Origin of the sequence: Streptomyces sp. NPDC005393, from assembly GCF_040606675.1 — a bacterium.
Classification (GTDB): Bacteria; Actinomycetota; Actinomycetes; order Streptomycetales; family Streptomycetaceae; genus Streptomyces.
Map to the genome: position 1 here is coordinate 374021 of NZ_JBEXFG010000002.1, position 23420 is coordinate 397440.

Below are 23420 nucleotides of genomic sequence, written 5' to 3' on the forward strand. Positions count from 1 at the left end.
GACGGCGTCGCTCACTGGGCCGCCTCCCCTTCTGCGTCGGTGTCGTCGGCTTCGGCGGCGGCGTCCGCGCCCTGCACGGGCTCGTAGACCAGCACGGCGCGGTTGTCGGGGCGCAGCCGCGCCGCGGCCACGGCCCGCACCTCCTCGGGGGTGATGTCGAGCACCCGCTCCACGGCGGTCAGCGCCAGCTGGGGGTCGCCGAACAGCACGGCGAACCGGCACAGCTCATCGGCCCGGCCGCCGACCGTGGACAGCCGGTCCAGCCATTCGCGCTCGATCTGGGCCTGGGCGCGCTCCATCTCCTGCGGGGTCGGCCCCTCCTCGGTGAAGCGGGCCAGCTCCTCGTCGACGGCGGACTCGATGGCGGGCACCTCGACGCCGCCGGAGGTCTTCACGTCCAGCCAGCCGAGCGAGGGCGCGCCCGCCAGCCGCAGCAGCCCGAATCCGGCGGCCACGGCGGTGCGGTCGCGGCGCACCAGGCGGTTGTGCAGCCGGGAGGACTCCCCGCCGCCGAGGACGGTCAGCGCCAGGTCGGCGGCGTCGGCCTCACGGGTGCCGTCGTGCGGCAGCCGGTAGGCGGCCATCAGGGCGCGGGCCGGGACCTCCTCCTCCACGACCTCGCGCAGCTGCCCGCCGATCACATCCGGGAGCGTGCCCTCGCGGGGCGGCCGCTTGCCGTCGTGGGACGGGATGGAGCCGAAGTACTTCTCGACCCAGGCGAGCGTCTGCTCAGGGTCGATGTCGCCGACGACCGACAGGACGGCGTTGTTCGGGGCGTAGTAGGTACGGAAGAACGCCCGCGCATCCTCCAGCGAGGCGGCGTCCAGGTCGGCCATCGAGCCGATCGGGGTGTGGTGGTACGGATGGCCCTCGGGGTAGGCCATCGCGACGAGCTTCTCGAAGGCCGTGCCGTACGGGACGTTGTCGTACCGCTGGCGGCGCTCGTTCTTGACGACGTCGCGCTGGTTCTCCAGGCTCTCCTCGTCCAGCGCGGTCAGGAGGGACCCCATCCGGTCCGCCTCCAGCCACAGGGCGAGCTCCACCTGGTGGGTGGGCATGGTCTCGAAGTAGTTGGTGCGCTCGAAGCTGGTGGTGCCGTTGAGCGAGCCGCCGGCCCCCTGCACCAGCTCGAAGTGGCCGTTGCCCGTCACCTGCGCCGAGCCCTGGAACATCAAGTGCTCGAAGAGGTGAGCCAGCCCCGTACGCCCCTTGACTTCATGGCGCGAGCCGACGTCGTACCAGAGGCAGACCGCGGCGACCGGGGTCAGGTGGTCCTCGGAGAGCACCACGCGCAGGCCGTTGGCCAGGCGGTGCTCGGTCGCTTTCAGGCCGCCGGAACCGGCCTGTTGCGTGGCCGTGTGACCCATGGGCATGTACGTCCCTTCGATCGCGTGATGGAGCGCGTGCGAGCCGCGTGCTGAGCGCTTCTGTCACTGTATGCAAGCGCACGGACATCTGGCGAAGTTCCCGTCCCGCGAAGGTCCGGCGGACCGTTGCGGCGACCCCCTCAGCGGGGTTCTGGGGCGGTTTCCGGGCGTCTCGCGGCCGCCCTTGTCCCCGGCCCGTTCCACAGTTGTCGGTGGACCGGTCCACAATGGTCGGCGTCAGGATCCCGCATCGGCAGTTGAAGGAGCCGCAAGCGCGATGGCCCGCCGCAGCACGAAGACCCCGCCGGACGACTTCGAGGAGCGCATCCTCGACATCGACGTCGTCGATGAGATGCAGGGCTCCTACCTCGAGTACGCCTACTCGGTCATCTACTCCCGCGCGTTGCCCGACGCCCGAGACGGGCTGAAGCCGGTGCACCGCCGCATCCTCTTCCAGATGAACGAGATGGGGCTGCGCCCCGAGCGCGGCTTCGTGAAGTGCGCCCGGGTCGTCGGCGAGGTGATGGGAAAGCTCCACCCGCACGGCGACGCGTCGATCTACGACGCGCTGGTGCGCATGGCCCAGCCGTTCTCGATGCGGCTGCCCATGGTCGACGGCCATGGGAACTTCGGCTCACTGGGGAACGACGACCCGCCGGCGGCCATGCGGTACACCGAGTGCCGGATGGCCTCGGCGACCTCGCTGATGACCGAGTCGATCGACGAGGACACGGTCGACTTCTCACCGAACTACGACGGCAGTGAGCAAGAGCCCGTCGCCCTCCCCGCCGCCTATCCGAACCTGCTGGTCAACGGCACGTCCGGGATCGCGGTCGGCATGGCGACGAACATGCCGCCGCACAATCTGGGCGAGGTGATCGCGGCCGCCCGCCATCTGATCAAGCACCCGGGCGCGGATCTCGAGACGCTGATGCGGTTCGTACCGGGTCCCGACCTGCCGACCGGCGGCCGGATCGTGGGCCTCGGCGGCGTCCGGGACGCGTACGAGACCGGGCGCGGCACCTTCAAGATCCGCGCCACGGTGTCGGTGGAGGACGTGACGGCCCGCCGCAAGGGCCTGGTCGTCACCGAGCTGCCCTTCGCCGTGGGCCCCGAAAAGGTCATCTCGAAGATCAAGGACCTGGTCGGCGCGAAGAAGATCCAGGGCATCGCGGACGTCAAGGACCTGACCGACCGCAAGCACGGTCTGCGTCTGGTGATCGAGATCAAGAACGGCTTCAACCCGGAAGCCGTGCTGGAGCAGCTCTACAAGCTCACGCCGATGGAGGAGTCCTTCGGCATCAACAATGTGGCGCTGGTCGACGGCCAGCCGCTCACGCTGGGGCTGAAGGAGCTGCTCGAGGTCTATCTCGACCACCGCTTCGAGGTGGTCCGGCGGCGCAGCGAGTTCCGCCGCACCAAGCGGCGCAACCGGCTGCACCTGGTCGAGGGGCTGCTGGTGGCCCTCCTCGACATCGACGAGGTCATCCGGCTGATCCGGTCGAGCGAGAACGCGGCGGAGGCGAAGCAGTCGCTCATCGCCCGCTTCGGGCTCTCCGACATCCAGACGCAGTACATCCTGGACACTCCGCTTCGCCGGCTGACCAAGTTCGACCGGCTGGAGCTGGAGTCCGAGCGCGACAGGCTCACCACGGAGATCGAGGAGCTCACCCGGATCCTCGACTCGGACGCCGAGCTGCGCAAGCTGGTCTCCGCCGAACTGGCCTCGGTGGCCAAGAAGTTCGGCACCCCGCGCCGCACGGTGCTGCTGGAGTCGTCGAACGCGCCGGTGACCGCGGTGCCGCTGGAGGTCGCGGACGACCCGTGCCGGGTGCTGCTGTCCTCCACCGGGCTGCTGGCCCGTACGGCCAACGGGGAGCCGTTGGCGGGCGAGGAGAAGGTCAAGCGGGCGAAGCACGATGTGATCGTCTCGGCGGTGCCGGCGACGGCCCGCGCCGATGTGGGGGCGGTGACCTCCACCGGGCGGCTGCTGCGGCTCCCGGTGATCGATCTTCCGATGCTCCCGGAGACGGCCGGGCCCCCCAATCTGGCGGGCGGGGCGCCGATCGCCGAGTTCCTCCCGCTGGAGGAGGGCGAGGAGCTGATCTGTCTCACCACCCTGGACGAGTCCTCGCCGGGGCTCGCGATCGGCACGGAGCAGGGCGTCGTCAAGCGCGTGGTCCCCGACTACCCGGCCAACAAGGACGAGCTGGAGATCATCAGCCTCAAGGACGGCGACCGGATCGTGGGCGCGGTGGAGCTGCGCACCGGTGAGGAGGACCTGGTCTTCATCGCCGACGACGCGCAACTGCTGCGGTACCCCGCGAGCCAGGTGCGGCCTCAGGGCCGCGCGGCGGGCGGTATGGCGGGCATCAAGCTCGGCTCCGGCGCCAAGGTGATCTCGTTCACGGCCATCGACCCGGCGGCCGACGCGGTGGTGTTCACGATCGCGGGCGCGCGGGGCACGCTCGACGACTCGGTGCAGCAGACGGCCAAGCTCACCCCCTTCGACCAGTACCCGCGCAAGGGCCGGGCGACGGGCGGGGTGCGCTGCCAGCGGTTCCTGAAGGACGAGGACTGCCTGGTCATGGCCTGGGCGGGCGCGACCCCGGCCCGCGCGGCGGCGGCGAGCGGCGCCCCGTCGGTGCTGCCGGAGCCCGACCCGCGCCGTGACGGCTCGGGCATGCCGCTCGTCAAGGCGGTGGCGGTGGTGGCCGGGCCGGTGTAGCGGCGGCCGTCGTACGGACACACAGGGGCGCGACACCGCGGGGTGCGGCGCCCCCTGCACGTTGCCGGGCCCTGAAGGCGGCCTCAGAGACCGCTGCCGTTGCGGCGGGCGCGCAACTGCTGGAGGGCGACGCGCGCGCCCGAGTGGCCCCGCTCCGCCGCCCGGCGGAAGTGCCGCTCGGCCTCGCCCGGATTGCCGAGATCCATGTGCAGGGTGCCGAGCACCACCATCGCCGTGACGTCCCCCGCGGCGATCGCCTTGCCGAGCCAGTGCACCGCCTCGTCGTACACGCCCCGGTTGCCGAGGCCGATGCCGTAGACCGTCATGCCCTGCGGATCGCCGGCGTGCGCCGCCTCACGGGCGAGCGCTTCGGGGATCGGCCGCCCCTCGTCGTAGGCCGCCCTCACCATCGCCTTCAGCGCGGGGTCCAGCGGCCGGGCCCCTCGTCTCCCCCGGCGCCCGCGCCACCGCGCCCACAATCCGCCCATCCGAGCCCCCCTCCGCCCCCCGGAGCGCCATTCTCCCGCTCGCCCCCGCGCCACGGAACCGCATGTGCGCCCCCGGATACGGATCGCAAGGCTCCGGCCATGGGTCACGGGCGATGAGGTGTGGCTCATAAGTCTCCCCCTGTCCCGGCACCGCACGCCAAGACGATCGAGAGAGGTTAGGCTTACCTTCGTGAGCACCTGCGCGACCGCCTCCCGGGACCTGTCCGAGCCGCTCGCCGGGACGGCGGCCACCGCCCCCACCTGGCTGCTTCTCGAACAGCCCGGCCCCTGGGGCACCCAGGCCCTCACCGCCAGCCATCTCGACGCGGCCGTCGGGCGCGCCCTGGAGCGCGCCGCCAAGGACACCGGCGTACGGGTCGCGCTGATCCGCCGCCCGGGCCGGCACGCCGATCTGCACACCGGCGCACGGCACCGGGTATTCGTCGCGCACACCCGGCCCGGCCGCTCCTGGATCCGTACGACCGCCCTCGACGACCCCGGGCGGCTGCTCGCCCTCGACTTCGCCGCACTGGGCGCGGGCGACCCGGGCTGCCTGGCTCTCGAGCCCCACAACGTCCCCGCCCCGTGGGAGGAGTACACCGGCGATCCGCTGGTCCTCGTGTGCACCAACGGCAAGCGCGATCGCTGCTGCGCCCTTCTCGGCCGCCCGCTGGCCGCCGATCTCACCGCCTCCGGCGTCCACGGCACCTGGGAGGTCACCCATATCGGCGGCCACCGCTTCTCGCCGACCCTCGTCGTGCTGCCGCACGGGTACGCCTACGGGCGCGCCACCGCGCAGGGCGTGAAGGACGTCCTGGAGGCGCTGCGGGAGGGCCGTATCGTCACCGACGGCTGCCGTGGCCGCTCCGCCTGGGAGCGCCCCGGCCAGGCGGCGGAGCTGGCCGTCCGCGAGCTGACCGGCGAGGACGGGGCCGACGCGCTGACCGTCGTACGCACCGAGGGCGCCGCTCCCGCCTGGTCCGTGACCGTCACACACACCGACGGCCGGGCCTGGCAGGTCAGCGTCGCGCAGGTCGCCTCGGCGCCGCCGCGGCCGGAGAGCTGCGGGTCCGCGCTGGGCTCCCCGGCCCGGATGGACGTCGTCGGGGTCCGGGCGCTGCGGCTGCCCGCGCACCGCGTACGCGCACTGGCCGCCGGCCGCCCCTGAGCCGGCCGCCACCTCGCCCGCGCCGGCCCCCGCGGCAGCGCCCCGGGGTCCTGACGCCGTCCCTCCGGCCTGCCCTTGGTTACCCTTCGTTGCCCTGAGCGCCGCGATACCGCCGAGGCCGGGACTTGCGGCCACAAGGTGGCGCATCTGCCGGCCCCGACGCGTCTTCTCCCAGGTGCTGCTGATGCGGCTGGCCATCGCCACGGGCGTCACCGTGCTCGCGACCGGCCTCTTCCTCGCCCCGAGAGCCGCGATGACCGCTGGAACCAAACCGGGCGGCCCCCTTGAGGTGTTGGTCGTGGACGACGATCTGCGCGTGGCCAGGGTCAACGCGGCGTACGCCGGGAAGGTGGCCGGATTCCGCGTCGCCGGGCAGGCACACAGGGCGGCCGAGGCACTGGCCTTCCTGGAGCGCGCCGAGGTGGACCTGGTGCTGCTCGACCACTATCTGCCGGACGAGACGGGGCTCGCGCTGGTGCGGCGGCTGCGGCAGCTCGGCCATCACACCGACATCATCATGGTGACCGCCGCCCGCGATTTCGCCACCGTCCAGGCGGCGATGCGCCACGGCGCCCTGCAGTACCTGGTCAAGCCCTTCACCTTCGCGGGGTTGCGCGCCAAGTTGGAGGGGTACGCGGCGCTGCGCCGTGCGCTGGACGGCGGCAGCGAGGCCGGTCAGGACCAGGTGGACCGGATCTTCGACGCCCTGGGCGGCGCCTCGGCCGGCCCCGCGGAGCTGCCCAAAAGCCACTCCGCGCTCACCGGCGATCTCGTACGGGAGGTGCTGCGGGGCGCCGAGGGACCGCTGTCGGCGCAGGAGGTCGCCGAGCGTTCCTCGCTCAGCAGACAGACCGCCCAGCGCTATCTGAAGCTGCTGGAGCGCACGGGCCGGGTGCGGCTCAGTCTCAAGTACGGCGAGACCGGCCGCCCCGAGCATCGCTACGCCTGGGTCTGAGGCGGCCCTCAGGCCGCTCCCGCGCCGGTGAGGGCCCGCACCTCCGTCTCCGCGTGCTTGGCGGCGTGCCCGCGTGCGTCCGCGGTCGCGGGTGAGGTGACCGTGCCGAGCCAGCCCGCGAGAAAGCCGAGTGGTACGGAGACCAGGCCCGGGTTCTGGAGCGGGAAGACATGGAAGTCCACCCCGGGGAAGATCGCGTCCGGACCGCCGGAGACCACCGGGGACAGCACGACCAGCGCGACCGCCGGAAGCAGCCCCCCGTAGACCGACCACACCGCGCCGCGCGTGGTGAACCGCCGCCAGAACAGCGAGTAGAGCAGCACCGGGAGATTCGCGGACGCTGCGGCGGCGAACGCCAGCCCCACCAGGAACGCCACATTGAGGTCCTCGGCGAGCAGCCCGAGGCCGATCGCTGCCGCCCCGATCCCGACCGCCGCGACCCGCGCCACCGCGACCTCGCTGCGCGGCGTACGGTCCGCGCGGCGGCTCAGCGAGGCGTACAGGTCATGGGCGACGGAGGCCGAGGAGGCGAGGGTGATCCCGGCGACGACGGCGAGGATGGTGGCGAACGCGACGGCGGCGACGATCGCGAACAGCACCGTCCCCCCGGTCGATCCGGCGCCGCCGCCGAGATCGAGCGCGAGCAGGGGGACCGCCGTGTTCCCGGCCGCGTTGGAGGTCCGTACGGCATCGGTGCCCAGCACCGCGGCCGCGCCGAAGCCAAGCACGATCGTCATCAGATAGAAGCCGCCGATCAGCCCGATGGACCAGATCACCGAGCGGCGGGCGGCGCGGGCCGTGGGCACCGTATAGAAGCGCGAGAGGATGTGCGGCAGCCCGGCGGTGCCCAGCACCAGGGCGAGCCCGAGGCTGACGAAGTCCAGCCGGGCGGTCCAGTCGCCGCCGTACTTCAGGCCCGGGGCGAGGAAGTCCGCGCCGTGTCCGCTGCGGCGCGCCGCCGTGCTGAGCAGACTGTCGATGTCGCCGTGGAAGCGCAGGAGGACCAGGACGGTCAGCCCGATCGCGCCGCCCATCAGCAAGACGGCCTTCACGATCTGGATCCAGGTCGTGGCGCGCATCCCGCCCAGCGCCACGAAGACCACCATCAGGGTGCCGACGCCGATCACCGTCCAGGCGCGGGCCCGGTCGCCCGTCTCGCCGATCAGCAGCGCGACCAGGCTGCCCGCGCCCACCATCTGGGCGACGAGATAGAGCACGCAGACCGTGACCGAGGAGACGCCCGCGGCGATCCGGACCGGACGCTCGCGCATCCGGGCGGCCAGCACATCGGCGAGGGTGAACCGGCCGCAGTTGCGGACGAGTTCGGCGACGAGCAGAAGGACCAGCAGCCAGGCCACGAAGAAGCCGACGCAGTAGAGCACTCCGTCATAGCCGAAGAGCGCGATGACGCCGGAGATGCCGAGGAAGGACGCGGCGGACATGTAGTCACCCGCGATGGCGAAGCCGTTCTCCATCGGGGAGAACAGCCGCCCGCCCGCGTAGAACTCCTCCGGGGAGCCGTGCCGTCTGCGCCCCGCCCATGTGGTGATCCCGAGCGTGGCCGCCACGAAGACGCCGAAGAGCAGAAGTGCCAGGCTCTGCTGATTGCCCGTCACCGCCCGTGCCCCCGCATCATCTCCTGCGTCACCCAGCGGAGTTCCAGCGCGACCCGGTCCCGGCGCAGCCGGGCATGGCGGGCGTACGCCCAGGTCAGAAGAAAGGTGGTGGCGAACTGGGCCAGCCCCGCGACCATCGCGACATTGAGCACGCCGACGACGGGGCGGGCCATCAGAGAGGGGGCGGTGGTCGCCGCGACGACATAGACGAGATACCAGATGAGGAACGCGGCGGCCGCCGGGAACACGAACCTGCGGTAGCGCCTGCGCACTTCCTGGAAGGCGGCGCTGCCGTGCACCTCCGTGTAGACCTCTTCCGCGGCGGGCGGGCTCGCGCATCGAGGTCTGCTGTCCGTGTCGTCCGGCTCACCCCAGCCGGACGCGAGCGCGTCGTACCAGGGATCGTCCAGCCGAGCCGCTCCCGTATCGCGCGCGTTGTGCATGTCCACCCGAACACTCCTTGTTCACTGCCGCATTGGCCGCGTGCCCAAGGATGGACAGATCAGGAAGATCCCGGACCCTTCAATACCGGACGTTCACCCCATCAGGTGACTCAGGTGACGAACGACCCGGAACCGGCGCCGGGTGGGCGGGCGATGCCGTGGCGGTAGGCGTAGCGCACGGCCTGGGCGCGGTCGCGTACCCCGGTCTTGGCGAAGAGGTTGTTGATATGGGTCTTCACGGTCGCGGGGGCGACATGCGGCCCGCGCGCGATCTCGGCGTTGGAGAGCCCCTCCGCGACCAGTGCGAGCACCTCCGCCTCGCGGGGCGTGAGCCCGTCGGGCAGCGGTGCAAAGGCCTGCGGGGTGTGGGGGGCTCCCGAGGCCCTTGCGCCGGGCTCGTCCCGCGCCGCGAACCGCTCCAGCAGCAGCCGCTGCGCCTTCGGGGACAGCCCGGCGTCCCCCGACATCACGTCCTCGATGGCCCGGACGAGCTCGTCCGCGTCGGCGTCCTTCGTCAGATAGCCGCGGGCACCGGCCCGTAGCGCGGGGAAGAGCGAGTCGTCGTCGGCGGAGGTCGTCAGCGGGATGCGACAACACTCCCGACGCTACGGACGGGCCCCGCCACGGGGATCGGAGCCAGGGTGGGTCCTGGGGTGGAAACGCCGGCGGGCGTCCGTCCACCCAGGGGTGGACGGAAGCCCGCCGAGGCTTCCTCTTCGCGCGCGGTGCGTGCGTCAGGCGTCGATGCGCGAGCGGTCCAAGGTCGCCGCCGAGTTGGTGATGAACTCCTTACGGGGCGCGACCTCATTGCCCATGAGCAGGTCGAAGGCGTGCTCGGCGGCCTCCAGGTCGCTGATGTTGATGCGCCGCAGCGTGCGGTGGCGCGGGTCCATCGTGGTCTCCGCGAGCTGGTCGGCGTCCATCTCGCCGAGACCCTTGTAGCGCTGGATGCCGTCCTTATAGCGGACGCCGCGGCGCTGGAGGTCCAGCAGCGTCTCCTGGAGCTCGTTGTCGGAGTAGGTGTAGATGTACTTGGCCTGGCCGCGCTTGGGGTTGACCAGCTCGACCCGGTGCAGCGGCGGTACGGCCGAGAAGACCCGCCCCTGCTCGACCATCGGCCGCATATAGCGCTGGAAGAGGGTCAGCAGCAGACAGCGGATGTGCGCCCCGTCGACATCGGCGTCGGCGAGGAAGATCACCTTGCCGTACCGCGCCTGGTCGATGTCGAAGGTCCGGCCCGACCCGGCCCCTATGACCTGGATGATCGCGCCGCACTCGGCGTTCTTGAGCATGTCGGAGACCGACGACTTCTGGACGTTCAGGATCTTGCCGCGGATGGGCAGCAGCGCCTGGAACTCGGAGTTCCGCGCCAGCTTGGCCGTGCCGAGCGCCGAGTCACCCTCGACGATGAACAGCTCGCTGCGGTCCACGTCGTCGCTGCGGCAGTCGGCCAGCTTCGCGGGCAGCGAGGAGGACTCCAGCGCGGTCTTACGGCGCTGCACCTCCTTGTGCTGGCGCGCCGCGATGCGCGTACGGGCCGCGGCCACGACCTTCTCCAGGACCGAGCGGGCCTGCTGCTTGGAGTCCCGCTTGGTGGAGGTCAGGAACGCCTTGAGCTCCTTGGCAACCACATTGGCCACGATCCGGGAGGCGGCCGAGGTGCCCAGCACCTCCTTGGTCTGGCCCTCGAATTGCGGCTCCGCGAGCCGTACGGTCACAACCGCGGTGAGGCCCTCCATGGCGTCGTCCTTGACGACGTCGTCCTCGGCGACGCGCAGCAGCTTGGTTGCGCGCAGCGCCTCGTTGACGGTCTTGGCGATCGAGCGCTCGAAGCCGGAGACGTGGGTGCCGCCCTTGGGGGTGGCGATGATGTTGACGAAGGACTTCACGGTGGAGTCGTATCCGGTGCCCCAGCGCAGCGCGATGTCGACACCGAGCTCGCGGGTGACCTCGGTCGGCGTCATATGGCCGCGCTCGTCGAGGACCGGGACGGTCTCCTTGAAGGTGCCCTGGCCGGACAGCCGCAGCACGTCGCAGATGGCCTTGTCCTGGGCGAGGTACTCGCAGAACTCGCTGATGCCGCCGTCGTAGCGGAAGGTCTCCTCGGTGGGCCCGTCCTCGGAGGTCCGCTCGTCCCGTACGACCAGGGTCAGGCCCGGCACCAGGAAGGCGGTCTGGCGGGCCCGGGCGTACAGCGTGTCCAGGGAGAGCTTGGCGTCCTTGAGGAAGATCTGCCGGTCCGCCCAGTAGCGGACGCGGGTGCCGGTGCGGGTCTTGGGGACCCTCTTTCCTTTGAGGAGGCCGCTGGACGGGTCGAACGGGGCGTCGGGGCCGGATTCGGTGAAGATCCCGGGAACGCCGCGCCGGAAGCTGATCGCGTGGGTCTTCCCGTCGCGGTCCACCTCCACGTCGAGACGGGCGGACAGCGCGTTCACCACGGAGGCGCCGACGCCGTGCAGACCGCCGGAGGCCGCGTACGAGCCACCGCCGAACTTTCCGCCGGCGTGCAGCTTGGTCATCACGACCTCGACGCCCGACAGCCCCGTCTTGGGCTCGACGTCGACGGGGATCCCGCGGCCGTTGTCCCGCACCTCCACGGAGCCGTCGTCGTGCAGGATCACGTCGATGTGGTCACAATGGCCGCCCAGGGCCTCGTCGACCGAGTTGTCGATGATCTCCCAGAGGCAGTGCATCAGGCCCCGGCTGTCGGTCGAGCCGATGTACATACCGGGGCGCTTGCGCACTGCCTCGAGCCCCTCGAGGACGAGAAGGTGCCGCGCGGTGTAGTTGGAGCCGCCCCGGTCTGCTCCGGTCAGCAGCGCAGTGGACGGCACGGACGTGTCGGCGGTCACGCGGTTCGCTCCTCGCTGAATTTCTGGTTGGCCCGAGTGTGGGCACGATGGTGGCATGGTCGCCCGACAGAGCGTACCGAGGCTTGATAGAGCCTTTGTGCCGCCACCCATGAAACGTCCATCCTAGTCGAGGCCACCCCAGTTTCGCTCGTACGTTCGATAGCCCGTTTGACGTGAAGCACACATCACGTTCCCTTCGAGGCATGAACCATTTAGGCTCCGGGCACGTCCTCATTCACAACCGGCAACCCGGCCGGGGGGACAAACCCGACAAGCGACGTGAATCCGTAAACCAACGCAATACGGCTCATTCGCCGCCAACCGTCATCATCCGGCCTACTCAGATCCAATTTTTGAGAAAAAGCCACGAGCGGGAACGATATCGGGCTGGTTGGATGTTGACCCTGGTACGACAGCTCGTCGAGCTAGAGAAGAGGCGACGTGACTACTGTTCTGACCCCCGCGAGCCCACTGACGGCCGCTGACCGCTGCGACCGCTGCGGCGCCCAGGCATACCTGCGCGTCGTCCTGCTGAGCGGCGGTGAACTGCTCTTCTGTGCCCACCACGGGCGCAAGTTCGAGCCGGAACTCAAGAAGATCGCCGCGGAAATACAGGACGAGACCGAGCGACTGACCGCCGCTCCGGCGTCCGCGTCCGACGACTAACGCTGACGCCTCGCACCCACGACGACGAGCGATGCCGGCCCAGGGCCGGATCCCGGGCGGTCTGCCCCCTGTGCGGGGCGGCCGCCCACGCTCGTGTCGCGGACCACATCGGCCTGGACTCCAGCGGCCTCATGAGCCCCGTGTCAGCCATGGGCAGCCACCAGGGGCGCCACCGCCGAGATCCGCGTATAGACACCCGGGCGGCCCGCCACCGCACAACCGCTCCCCCAGGACACCAGGCCCACCAGCTGTCCCTCGGCGACCAGCGGCCCTCCACTGTCCCCCTGGCAGGCGTCCCGCCCGCCCTTCGGCATCCCCGCGCAGACCATGGACTCAGCAGCGTAGTCCCCATCCGCATTGCCGGGGTAGGCCGCCTCGCACGCCGCGTCGGCCAGCATCCGCACGGTCGTCGTGCGCAGCGATGACGCGTAGCTGCCGTTACCCTCCGTATCGCCCCAGCCGTACACAGCGGCGCGCTCCCCGGGCTGGTACGCCCGGTCGCCGCTGCCCGCCATGGGGATGATGTAGGCCGACGGCAGCGGATAGCCCAGGGTGATCACCGCGACATCCCCGGCCCTGTTGTCGGTCTCGTACGCCGGATTGACCCACACCCGCACCGGCGGATACTCCATGCCGTCACTCGCTCGCAGATCGTTGCGGCCGATGATCACCCGGAGGTCCCGCACCTCCCACCAGTTCACGCCGAGCACGCCACGGCTCAGGCAGTGCGCCGCGGTGAGGACCGTTGTGGGGCTCACCACCGCTGCGCCGCAGAACTGGCCCGAACGCTTCTTCCCGAAGAGCTCACGGCTGGCCACAGCCACCGTCCAGGGAGCCTCGACCGTACGGACGGGGTGCCCGCCGACCACGACGCGGTCGGCCGTCGCGGGAGCGGGCGCGAGGAGTAACAGCGCGAGCGCAGCGGCCAGCGGAACCGCGAGGGCGGCGAGGAGCGGGCGGAGCGACCTACGCATGCAGCCTCCTGACCGTACGGAGCGTGTCGCGCACCCAGCGTCACCCCGTTCGGTGCGCTGCGCATCCCGGGTGGGCCAAGCGGGTCAGGGGCCTCCGGCGGACAGCGCGAAGGCCGGGCCCTCCGAAGAGGCCCGGCCTTCGCGCTGTGCCGTTCGCTTCAGGCTGCCGCCCGTCAGTCCAGGTAGTCCCTCAGGACCTGGGAGCGGGACGGGTGCCGCAGCTTCGACATCGTCTTGGACTCGATCTGGCGGATGCGCTCACGCGTCACGCCGTAGACCTTGCCGATCTCGTCCAGCGTCTTCGGCTGGCCGTCGGTGAGGCCGAAGCGCATGGAGACCACGCCCGCCTCGCGCTCGCTGAGCGTGTCGAGCACCGAGTGCAGCTGCTCCTGCAGCAGCGTAAAGCTGACGGCGTCGGCCGGGACGACGGCCTCGGAGTCCTCGATGAGGTCACCGAACTCGCTGTCGCCGTCCTCGCCCAGCGGGGTGTGCAGGGAGATCGGCTCACGGCCGTACTTCTGGACCTCGATGACCTTCTCGGGGGTCATGTCGAGCTCCTTGGCCAGCTCCTCCGGGGTGGGCTCGCGGCCCAGGTCCTGGAGCATCTGGCGCTGCACCCGCGCGAGCTTGTTGATGACCTCGACCATGTGCACCGGAATACGGATGGTGCGGGCCTGGTCGGCCATCGCCCGGGTGATCGCCTGACGGATCCACCAGGTGGCATACGTGGAGAACTTGTAGCCCTTGGTGTAGTCGAACTTCTCGACGGCGCGGATCAGACCGAGGTTGCCCTCCTGGATGAGGTCCAGGAAGAGCATGCCGCGGCCCGTGTAGCGCTTGGCCAGGGAGACCACCAATCGGAGGTTGGCCTCCAGAAGGTGGTTCTTGGCCCGGCGGCCGTCCTCGGCGATGATCTCCAGCTCGCGCTTGAGCTTGGGGGCGAGCTTGTCGGAGTTGGCGAGCTTGTCCTCGGCGAACAGACCGGCCTCGATGCGCTTGGCGAGCTCGACCTCCTGCTCGGCGTTGAGCAGCGGGACCTTGCCGATCTGCTTGAGGTAGTCCTTGACCGGGTCGGCGGTGGCGCCGGCGGCGGCGACCTGCTGCGCCGGGGCGTCGTCCTCGTCCTCGTCGGAGAGTACGAAGCCCGCGTTCTCCGGCTCACCCTCGGCGGCCTCGGCGCCGGGCTTGCCCGCCGGTGCCTCCTCGATGGCGTCCTCGCCCTCGATGAGCTCGTCGGTGGCGTCCTTCTTGGCGGTGGCCTTCTTGGCGACCGTCTTCTTGGCGGCGGTGGTCTTCTTGGCCGCGGCCTTCTTGGCCGTGACCTTCTTGGCGGCGGCCTTCTTCGCGGGCGCCGCCGTGGCCTCGTCGGCCGAGGCGCCACCCGCGTCGGCCGCGGGGGCGGCCGGGGCGGCGGGGGCCTTCTTGGCGGTGACCGTCTTGGCCGCGACGGTCTTGGTGGCGGTACGCTTTGCCGGGCTCTTCGCTGCGACGCTCTTGCGGGTGCGCTTGGGCGCTTCTGCGGCACTGACCATCAGCGTCACACCCTCCTCGTCGAGGACCTGGTTGAGGCTGCGCAGAACGTTCTTCCACTGGGTTGGCGGAATCTGGTCAGCCTCGAAGGCCCGACGCACGTCATCGCCGGCGATCTGCCCCTCAGCCTTTCCCCGCTCGATGAGCGCCATGACAGACTCGGACTCGGCGATCTCCGGCGGGAGCGTACGGGATGTGCTGGCCGACACGAACAACCTCTCGGAACGTTGGAAACGGCTTCCGGCTCAGTCCGCTGGGGACCGGAGCCGACGACCGCCGGCAGGGATGACCGACGGCGCGGGGCGGAGTGCGGAGGAGTACAGCGCCTGCGAGCGACATCCGTATGCCCTCCGCGGCTGCCACCTCTTTAATCATCGCGCTGCCCCAAAGAGCGTTACGCCCAATCCTCGTGGCCCGAGTCACACCCCATAACGGTCTTAATACCCATCCAACGGGACAGATAACTCCGAGTTGATCGTGTACGGGTATCGCGCGGCGCCGATCGACGGATCGCGCCGCGCCGCCGAACCCGCGGCGCGGGATCCGGCGACGCCGCTCTCGTACGCCGTACAGCGCTCACCGGACCATCGCTCGAGCTCACGGCCCGCCGCTCGCCGTACGTCGTACGGCCGCACGCTTCGTACGCCCTACGCTCCGGACGCCGAACGCGCCGCGGATCAGTGCTCGCGCGGCGCGGGCACCCCGACCTCGGCGTGATCGAGATCCAGGTGCACGGTCAGCAGCTGGCGCATCGCCGCCTCGGCCGCTCCGGCGTCGCCCGCGGCGACCGCCTCGACGAGTCGGCGGTGGTGGGCGACGCCCGCCTCGGTGAGGCGGTCGCAGCTGGTGACCGGGGCGCCGGAGACATGGAGCGCGGCGGCGACGATGCCCGCCAGGTGCTCCAGCATCCGGTTGCCCGCGACCTGCAGCAGCAACCCGTGGAACTCGGCGTCGGCGCGCGAGAAGGTGAGGGTGTCGCCCTGCGCCAGCGCATGGTTCATGATCTCGACCATGTCGGCCAGCCGCTGCTGCACCTCCTCACGGCCGTGGCCCGCCGCGAGGCGGGCGGCCAGCGGCTCGATGGTCCAGCGCAGCTCGCACAGTTCGCGGCGCTGATCATCGCGCTGTGGGCCGAAGGCGCGCCACTCGATGATGTCCGGGTCGAGGAGGTTCCAGTCGCTGACCGGGCGGACCCGGGTGCCGACATTGGGGCGGGCGCTGACCAGGCCCTTGGCCTCGAGGACGCGCAGCGACTCCCGTACGACGGTGCGGGAGACCTCGAAGCGCTGTCCGATCTCCTCGGGGACGAGCGGGCGGTCCGCGCCCAGGTCACCGGAGACGATCATCTGGCCCAGCTGCTGGACGAGTTGGCCGTGCAGCCCGCGGCCCCGGTTGCCGGCCGTGCGTCGGCCCACCCGGCCGATCTCCGCGTCGGCGCCGTCCCAGGAAGGGGCGCTGCCGCGGTCGGCGCCGTGGGCGTCGGCGTAGGAGTAGCGGTCAAGCTCGCCCGAGCCGGCCAGGCCGGAGTCGGCGGGACGAGCCGCGGTCATCGTGGTGTGCGCAAGGGTACTCACGCATCCTTTGTCGGCGACGCCCAGGAGGCCCTTGAGGTCTTTGGTGAAAAGCACACGAAAGGGTGATCGCCCATTACCTCATAATTGACGCTCAATCGGACAGAAAGCAGCACCCTCCGAGGAGTTGCGACCACTTCACGCGATGGGCCTGCGAAACCGCTCTCGACCTGGTCCACCGGGCGCCGCTTCGCGGGGGCGGCCGTCCGGCCGTGCGCCTGCGCCCGGCCCGTGCCGCACTACTGACGCGTCCTTCTGCCGCGCAGCCCGGTGAGGGCGTACGCGCACAGCAGGACGGCCACGGACAGCATCAGGGCCTGCCCGACGGGCTGACCCGCGAGCCGCAGGACGACCGCGAACGCCCGGTCGAGCGTGGACGGCGGACGCTCCAGCACCGCCGCGCGCAGCCGGTGCGGCAGCATGACCAGCGAGCGCAGCGAGGGGTCCGCCATCGCGTGCTGGACGACGGGCACCGCCACGACCGGCACCGCTAGCAGGGTGGCCAGCCCCAGCGCGGTGGACCGGAAGATCCCGGCGGCGAGCAGCCCGGCCCATGACGAGCCGATGGCGAGGCCGAAGACACTCGCCACCAGCTCGGGCCAGTCGCTCGGCAGGGGTACGGCATTACCGCCGACGAGCAGCAGAAGCGCCGCGCTGTCGAGAACGATGATGAGGAGCGACAGCAGGATCGCGCCGGCCGCGCAGACGACGAATTTGGCGGCGAGCAGGCCGAGGCGGTGGGGCACGGCGTCCCGGGCGGCAGCGAGCGCGGGATAGCGGAACTCCTCGCCGAAGGCCAGGGCCCCCAGCAGCCCGGAGGCGATCGCGACGGGAGGCAGCGGAAGGTCGGCAGGCCAGCCGGTGAGCCGGTGCAGCTCGCCGGCGCCGCCCGCGCGAGCCAGCAGTACGGAGGCGACGAACGAGGCGACGAGCGCCGCGACGGCGATCAGCCAGCCGGTCCGCACACCGGTGGCGCGGCGCAGCTCGTAGCGCATCGGCCAGGCGGGGCCGGGGAACCGGAGCCTGGGGAGCAGCCGGGGCAGCGATGCCTCGCGGTCGCGGGCCTGGGCGCCGACGGAGGTCGCCGGGCCCAGGTCGGCGGTCTCCTCGACCAGCCGGTGGACCACGATGCCGTGGCGGTAGGCGGCCTCTCCGACACAGGCGGTGGGGAGCCCGTAGACGGAGATATGGGTCTCGTCATCCCGCACTACCGAGAACGGTTCGGCGGCCGCGACCACCGCGCCCCCGTCCTCCTCCGCGGCCTCGGCCGGGGCGCCGGTCTCGCCACCCTTTTCGTCCTCGGTCCCGGTCTTGTCCTCGGCGCCGTCCTTCGCTTCGGCCTTGGCTCTGGCGCCCCGGACCTCGGCCCCGGCCTTCCCGCTCTTGCCACCGGCCTCTTCGGCCACGGTTTCAGCCTCGGCCGCCATCTCGGCCGCCACCTCGGCCTGTGTCTGGGCTGCCGCCTGGGCCTCGGCCTCGGCGGCCTGCCGGGCAGCGCCGGCCTCCTCCTCCAGGACGGCGGCGAGCCGGCCGGCCAGTGGTGAGCGGACCACGACACGGGGGCGCAGCCGGGTGCGGGCGAACTCGTCCACCGGCTGATCCGCCACCAGCCGGCCCGCCTCCAGGGTGAGGAGCTGGTCGGCGAGACGGGTGACGCCCTCGGGGTCGCCGGAGGTGACGAGGACGGCGCCGCCCTGGTCGGCGAATCCGCGCAGCAGCCCGTTGAGCCAGGCGGTATCGCGAGCCGAGAGGCCTCGTGCGGGCTCATCGAGAACGAGGGTGTGCGGGTCCCCGAGGAGTGCGGTGGCGAGCCCGAGACGACGCTCCGCGCCGACCGCCAGATCACCGAGCCGCTCGTCCGCCAGATCGGTGAGGCCGACCACATCGAGCACGATGTCGGCGCGGGCCGCGGGCACCCCCGCCGCCGCACCGAGCATCCTCAGATGGCCCCGCACGGTACGGCCCGGATGGCCGGGGACGTCGTCGAGAAGCACGCCGATCTCGCGGGCCGGACGCCGGATGCGGTGCAGCGGGCGGCCCCGGAAGAAGGCGGAGCCATGACCTCGGTCGAGCTGCAGCAGAAGCCGCAGGGCGCTGGTCTTCCCCGCGCCGGGGCCACCGAGCAGGGCGGTGACACGACCCGGTGGAGCCTCGAAGGTGAGGTCATCGATGACGGGCGGTTGGTTGCGGCGGGGGGTGCTGGTCAGTCCGGTGGCCTGGATCATGGCTTCTCCCGCGGGGCATGTAACCGCTCGATGGCACGTGGGGACTGGTGACGTACCGGAGCACGGTAACCCGCTATGTCCTATTTCGTCAGCACATACACCCCTTGATGGGTCGTCGTGTCACAGGCCATCACACCTCGGGACGAAGCATGGGCGGATTGAGCAGCGTGGCACCCCCGGCCCGGAACAACTGTGCGGGGCGGCCGCCCTGACGGGTCGTCGTGCCTCCGGTGGGCACCAGGAATCCGGGGGTGCCGGTGACCTTGCGGTGGAAGTTGCGCGGATCCAGCGCCACACCCCACACCGCCTCGTACACCCGGCGCAGCTCGCCGACCGTGAACTCCTGAGGGCAGAAGGCGGTGGCCAGCGATGAGTACTCGATCTTGGAGCGGGCGCGCTCGACCCCGTCCGCGAGGATGCGGGCGTGGTCGAAGGCGAGCGGGGCGGCCAGCTCGGCGTCGCGGCCGAACGCTCCTTCCTGGTCGAGCAGCGATTCGACCGGGGCCCAGCGCACACTGTGCGCGTCGCCACCGGCCCGGGGCGCCGGCAGATCGGGCGCGAGCGCGAGGTGCGCGACGCTCACCACCCGCATCCTGGGGTCCCGCTTCGGATCGCCGTAGGTGGCGAGCTGTTCGAGATGAGCGGCGTTCGGCGGGGCCGGAAGTGTCGGGTCATGGGCGAGCAGCCCGGTCTCCTCGGCCAGCTCCCTGGCAGCGGCGGCGGAGAGGTCCTCATCGGCCCGTACGAACCCGCCCGGCAGCGCCCATCGCCCCTTGAAGGGCGGCTCTCCGCGACGGACGGCCAGCGCACACAGCGCATGCCGCCGCACGGTGAGCACGACCAGATCCACGGTGACGGCGAACGCCGGAAAGGACGACGGGTCGTAGGGCATAACGCGATCATAGTCGTCTGCCTGACGATAAACAGGCTCTTGAGCATGATCTTCGCTGTTCCTGGGATCGCTCTCTCACGGGCTCCTCCGCACGACTCCCGCACGTCTTCCCGAAGGGCGTCGAGGCGCTCTGACGGCCCGTCCGCCCGTGCCCCCGCCGGTCGCCCGGGCAGCCGGCGCCTGCCGGAGTCAGCGGCGGCTGCGCGTCCCCCGTCCCCCGCTCCGGCGCCGGGCGCGCGGCCCGCCCTCGGGGCGGCGCCTGCCCCCCGGCACACCCGCCCCCGTCGGTCCGCTCGGGCCGCGCGATCCACCCCGGCCACCCGGGGCTGCCGTACCGCTCGGCGACCGTCCCTCGCGCTGCCGCTCACCGTCGTCTTCCCCCTCCGCTGACTCCGCCGCTCCGGCGGGCTCGGCCGACACGGCCGGCTCGGCGGCGTCGGCACCGCCGCCCCGCTCCAGCCCCTGGTGCAGCGCGGCGTGCACCGCGCGGTCCACCCCCTCCTGTCGAAGGCACTCGCGCAGCAGCTCCGGATCGAGCCCCTCGTTGCACGCCTGGTGCAGCAGCCTGGCGAAGAGATAGTCGGGATCGACCCGCAGCGCTCGGCCGAGCGCGACCCGTGCCGCGGGCTCGTCACCGGCCGACCAGGCGACCCAGCCCGCCAGGGTGAGCGGCGCCGCGGCGTGCTCCCCGTACAAGCCGGCGCAGCGGCGGGCCAGCGCACGCCACAGCCGCTGCGCCGTCTCCGCGTCCGGCCCCTCCATCCACGCGGCGGCCCGGTCCCGCGTCAGCCGGTCCTGCAGCCCGATGATCACCGCGGCCGCGTCCTTGTCGTCGAGCAGATCGTCATCGCGGGCGTCGGCCGCGCACGGGTCGGCGATCGGCGGCGCGGCCCGGAAGCGCTCCAGCATCCGGCCGACGAGGACGAGGGTCTGCGCGCGCACCGCCGCACAGTCCGCACCGCCCAGGATCCTCGGCACGAGCTCACACCCGGCCGCGTCCAGCGCGCGCTCCTGCTCGTCGGCCCGGGGGCCGCAGAGCGGCACGAGCCTCGCCTCCATCTCGCGCAGCGAGCCGCGCACATGAACGCCCGCGAACGTCGCCGCCGCGGCCATCACCGAGGTGCCGGGCAGGGCGAGCGGAACTCCTTCCGGTGGGCAGCAGCGCCGGTCGGGGCAGACATACGACCAGAACCGGCCCTCGGAGATGCACAGCGCCTCGAAGACCGGCACCTCAAGCCCGCCGCACGCGATGCGCAGGCGCTGGGCGAGGGGCCGCAGCCGCTCCATCACCTCCTGGCCCGACTCGCCCTCCGCCGGCTCCTGGCACAGGAACAGCACGATTCCGTCGGGCCGGTCGCCACGCCGCTCGCTGCCGCCGATCAGGCACTCGGCGAGCTGGTCGCAGACCTCCGGCCACTCCTCGCGGACGCCGGGAATGCCGAGCCTCAGCCTGCCGCCGAACCGGCCGCGGGGGCCGTGCAGCGCGATCATCACGACGCTGTCGTCCGGATGGAAGCCCAGAACATACGGGAGGGCATCGGCGAGCTCGGCCGGGCTGCGGAGGGTGACCTGCTCTTCGCCGGACGTGCCGGCCGGTTCGTTGTGTCGAGTCATGGCCCGACGGTCCCTCAGCTCCGGCGACCTCCGCCACCCCTGTGGATAACGTTATCCACAGGCCACCGGGTCCGTTCGCGCAATGTCGGTGGGATCAGGTTGCATGGGGGCATGAGCGACGAAGACCTGCGCACCTCGGCCGACACCGTCCTGGCCCGCCTCGTCGGGGACACCACCGGCTCCGCCCGGCTCCGGGAGGATCAATGGCGGGCGATCGAGGCGCTGGTCGCCGACCGCCGCAGGGCGCTGGTGGTCCAGCGCACCGGCTGGGGCAAGTCGGCGGTGTATTTCGTCGCCACCGCGCTGCTGCGCGAGCGCGGCAGCGGTCCGACCGTGATCGTCTCCCCCCTGCTCGCGCTGATGCGCAACCAGGTCGAGGCCGCGGCGCGGGCCGGTATCCACGCCCGCACCATCAACTCGGCCAATACCGAGGAGTGGGACACCATCCAGGCGGAAGTGGCCGCGGGCGAGGTGGATGTGCTGCTGGTGAGCCCGGAGCGGTTGAACAATCCCGACTTCCGCGATCAGGTGCTGCCCCAGCTCTCCGCCGCCACCGGTCTGCTGGTCGTCGACGAGGCGCACTGCATCTCCGACTGGGGCCATGACTTCCGGCCCGATTACCGCAGGCTCCGCACCATGCTCGCCGATCTGCCCCAGGGTGTGCCCGTGCTCGCCACGACGGCGACCGCGAACGCCCGGGTCACGGCGGATGTGGCCGAGCAGCTGGGCACGGGCGAGGGGGAGCGTGCGCTGGTGCTGCGGGGCCCGCTGGACCGGGAGAGCCTGAGCCTGGGCGTGCTGCCGCTGCCGGACGCCGCGCACCGGCTGGCCTGGCTGGCCGACCACCTCCATGAGCTGCCGGGCTCCGGAATCATCTACAGCCTCACCGTCGCCGCAGCCGAGGAGGTGACCGCGTTCCTGCGGCAGCGCGGCCATACCGTCGCCTCGTACACCGGCAAGACCGAGAACGCGGACCGTCAGCAGGCCGAGGAGGATCTGCTGGCCAACCGGGTCAAGGCGCTGGTCGCCACCTCCGCTCTCGGCATGGGCTTCGACAAGCCGGACCTCGGCTTCGTGGTGCACCTCGGCTCTCCCTCCTCCCCCATCGCCTACTACCAGCAGGTCGGGCGCGCCGGGCGCGGTGTGGAGCACGCCGAGGTGCTGCTGCTGCCCGGCCGTGAGGACGAGGCGATCTGGCGGTATTTCGCCTCGCTCGCCTTCCCGGCCGAGGAGCAGGTGCGCCGCACACTCGACGTGCTGGGGGCGGCTGACCGGCCGGTGTCGCTGCCCGCGCTCGAGCCGCGGGTCGAGCTGCGGCGGTCGCGCCTGGAGACCATGCTCAAGGTGCTCGATGTGGACGGCGCGGTGCGGCGTGTGCGCGGCGGCTGGACCGCCACGGGGCAGCCCTGGACGTATGACGCGGAGCGGTATGCGTGGGTGGCGCGGCAGCGGGAGACGGAGCAGCAGGCCATGCGCGACTACGCCGCGACGGCCGACTGCCGGATGGAGTTCCTGCGGCGGCAGCTGGACGACGAGAAGGCGGCGCCCTGCGGTCGCTGTGACAACTGCGCTGGGCCCCGGTTCACCGCCGAGGTGTCCGCCGCCTCGCTGGAAGCGGCGCGTGGCGAGCTGGGCCGGCCCGGTGTCGAGGTGGAGCCGCGCCGTATGTGGCCGACCGGGCTGCCCGCGGTGGGCGTCGAGCTCAAGGGCCGTATCCCGGCGGGAGAGCAGGCCGCTCCCGGCCGGGCGCTCGGCCGTCTCTCCGACATCGGCTGGGGAAACCGGCTGCGCCCGCTGCTGGCCCCGCAGAGCCCGGACGCGCCGGTGCCCGACGATGTGGCCGACGCGGTGGTGACCGTGCTCGCCGACTGGGCCAAGGGCCCCGGCGGCTGGGCCTCGGGCGCGCCGGATGCCCCCGCCCGCCCGGTGGGCGTCGTCACCATCGCCTCGCGCACCCGGCCGCGGCTGATCCAGACGCTCGGCGAGCGGATCGCCGCCGTCGGCCGGATGCCGCTGCTCGGCACCGTCGCCTACCACGACGCCGAGCTGGACACCCGGGTGCCGCGCACCAACAGCGCGCAGCGGCTGCGAGCGCTGCACGGTGCGCTCACCGTGCCGCCCGCGCTGGCGGCGGCCCTGTCCGAGACCGGCGGACCGGTGCTGCTGGTGGACGATATGGCGGACACCGGCTGGACCTTGGCCGTCGCCGCCCGGCTGCTCCGCCGGGCAGGGGCGGCGGATGTGTTTCCGCTGGTCCTGGCCGTGCAGGGATAAGCGCTGCCGGTCGGGGCGGGCAGCGGGCCGGTCAGGAATATAGACGGCGCACCGCCG

Annotated in this window: 16 protein-coding genes and 1 pseudogene; 5 read left to right on the top strand and 12 right to left on the bottom strand. The window is 71.8% G+C overall.

Features of this window, described 5'->3' with window-relative positions; genetic code table 11:
* Nucleotides 1–11: 11 nt before the first annotated feature.
* Complete coding sequence (locus tag ABZS71_RS04105) at nt 12–1373, bottom strand: pitrilysin family protein (protein WP_356207444.1); 1362 nt, start codon at nt 1371–1373, stop codon at nt 12–14.
* Between the two features lie 271 nt (nt 1374–1644).
* On the opposite strand from ABZS71_RS04105, the gene ABZS71_RS04110 reads away from it, so the two are divergent.
* Nucleotides 1645–4095 (top strand): DNA topoisomerase IV subunit A, encoded by a 2451-nt coding sequence (locus ABZS71_RS04110; protein ID WP_356207447.1) that lies wholly within the window; start codon nt 1645–1647, stop codon nt 4093–4095.
* Nucleotides 4096–4178: 83 nt separating this feature from the next.
* Here ABZS71_RS04110 and ABZS71_RS04115 read toward each other — a convergent pair whose 3' ends face one another.
* Nucleotides 4179–4583 carry a tetratricopeptide repeat protein gene (locus ABZS71_RS04115; protein WP_356207449.1) on the bottom strand — a complete coding sequence of 135 codons (405 nt, stop codon included), beginning with the start codon at nt 4581–4583 and terminating at the stop codon, nt 4179–4181.
* A gap of 190 nt (nt 4584–4773) precedes the next feature.
* Between ABZS71_RS04115 and ABZS71_RS04120 the strand changes: the two genes are divergently transcribed.
* Together ABZS71_RS04120 and ABZS71_RS04125 are read left to right on the top strand one after the other, a co-directional pair.
* Nucleotides 4774–5751 carry a sucrase ferredoxin gene (locus ABZS71_RS04120; RefSeq protein ID WP_356207451.1) on the top strand — a complete coding sequence of 326 codons (978 nt, stop codon included), beginning with the start codon at nt 4774–4776 and terminating at the stop codon, nt 5749–5751.
* A 253-nt stretch (nt 5752–6004) separates the two neighbouring features.
* A complete protein-coding gene (locus ABZS71_RS04125) occupies nt 6005–6706 on the top strand; it encodes a response regulator (protein ID WP_356207544.1) in 702 nt (233 codons plus the stop codon).
* An 8-nt stretch (nt 6707–6714) separates the two neighbouring features.
* On the opposite strand, the gene ABZS71_RS04130 is transcribed toward ABZS71_RS04125, so the two are convergent.
* From ABZS71_RS04130 to ABZS71_RS04145, 4 genes and pseudogenes are all read right to left on the bottom strand, one after another.
* Nucleotides 6715–8322, bottom strand: coding sequence for a cation acetate symporter (locus tag ABZS71_RS04130; protein WP_356207453.1), 1608 nt, complete (start codon nt 8320–8322; stop codon nt 6715–6717).
* Nucleotides 8319–8765, bottom strand: coding sequence for a DUF485 domain-containing protein (locus tag ABZS71_RS04135; protein ID WP_356207546.1), 447 nt, complete (start codon nt 8763–8765; stop codon nt 8319–8321). Before ABZS71_RS04135 ends, ABZS71_RS04130 begins: the two co-directional genes overlap by 4 nt.
* 110 nt (nt 8766–8875) lie before the next feature.
* Nucleotides 8876–9346 (bottom strand): annotated as a pseudogene (locus ABZS71_RS04140) (response regulator transcription factor); the annotation flags it as partial.
* Nucleotides 9347–9499: 153 nt separating this feature from the next.
* Entirely contained in the window at nt 9500–11617 is a 2118-nt protein-coding gene (locus tag ABZS71_RS04145; RefSeq protein ID WP_355846042.1) for a DNA topoisomerase IV subunit B, read from the bottom strand.
* 441 nt (nt 11618–12058) lie between these two features.
* On the opposite strand from ABZS71_RS04145, the gene ABZS71_RS04150 reads away from it, so the two are divergent.
* The gene (locus tag ABZS71_RS04150) at nt 12059–12283 is read left to right on the top strand and encodes a hypothetical protein (protein ID WP_355846045.1); all 225 of its coding nucleotides are present in this window, start codon (nt 12059–12061) and stop codon (nt 12281–12283) included.
* 143 nt (nt 12284–12426) lie between these two features.
* Here ABZS71_RS04150 and ABZS71_RS04155 read toward each other — a convergent pair whose 3' ends face one another.
* The 6 genes from ABZS71_RS04155 to ABZS71_RS04180 form a co-directional block, all read right to left on the bottom strand.
* Entirely contained in the window at nt 12427–13257 is an 831-nt protein-coding gene (locus ABZS71_RS04155; protein WP_355846048.1) for a serine protease, read from the bottom strand.
* Between the two features lie 173 nt (nt 13258–13430).
* Complete coding sequence (locus ABZS71_RS04160; protein ID WP_356207455.1) at nt 13431–14996, bottom strand: RNA polymerase sigma factor; 1566 nt, start codon at nt 14994–14996, stop codon at nt 13431–13433.
* 468 nt (nt 14997–15464) lie between these two features.
* Entirely contained in the window at nt 15465–16415 is a 951-nt protein-coding gene (locus ABZS71_RS04165) for an FCD domain-containing protein (RefSeq protein ID WP_356207457.1), read from the bottom strand.
* Nucleotides 16416–16597: 182 nt separating this feature from the next.
* Complete coding sequence (locus ABZS71_RS04170) at nt 16598–18583, bottom strand: ABC transporter ATP-binding protein (protein WP_356207460.1); 1986 nt, start codon at nt 18581–18583, stop codon at nt 16598–16600.
* A gap of 130 nt (nt 18584–18713) precedes the next feature.
* Nucleotides 18714–19475, bottom strand: coding sequence for an NUDIX domain-containing protein (locus tag ABZS71_RS04175; protein WP_356207463.1), 762 nt, complete (start codon nt 19473–19475; stop codon nt 18714–18716).
* A gap of 189 nt (nt 19476–19664) precedes the next feature.
* Entirely contained in the window at nt 19665–21089 is a 1425-nt protein-coding gene (locus tag ABZS71_RS04180) for a DUF4192 domain-containing protein (RefSeq protein WP_356207465.1), read from the bottom strand.
* A gap of 111 nt (nt 21090–21200) precedes the next feature.
* On the opposite strand from ABZS71_RS04180, the gene ABZS71_RS04185 reads away from it, so the two are divergent.
* A complete protein-coding gene (locus ABZS71_RS04185) occupies nt 21201–23363 on the top strand; it encodes a RecQ family ATP-dependent DNA helicase (RefSeq protein WP_356207468.1) in 2163 nt (720 codons plus the stop codon).
* Nucleotides 23364–23420 lie beyond the last annotated feature (57 nt).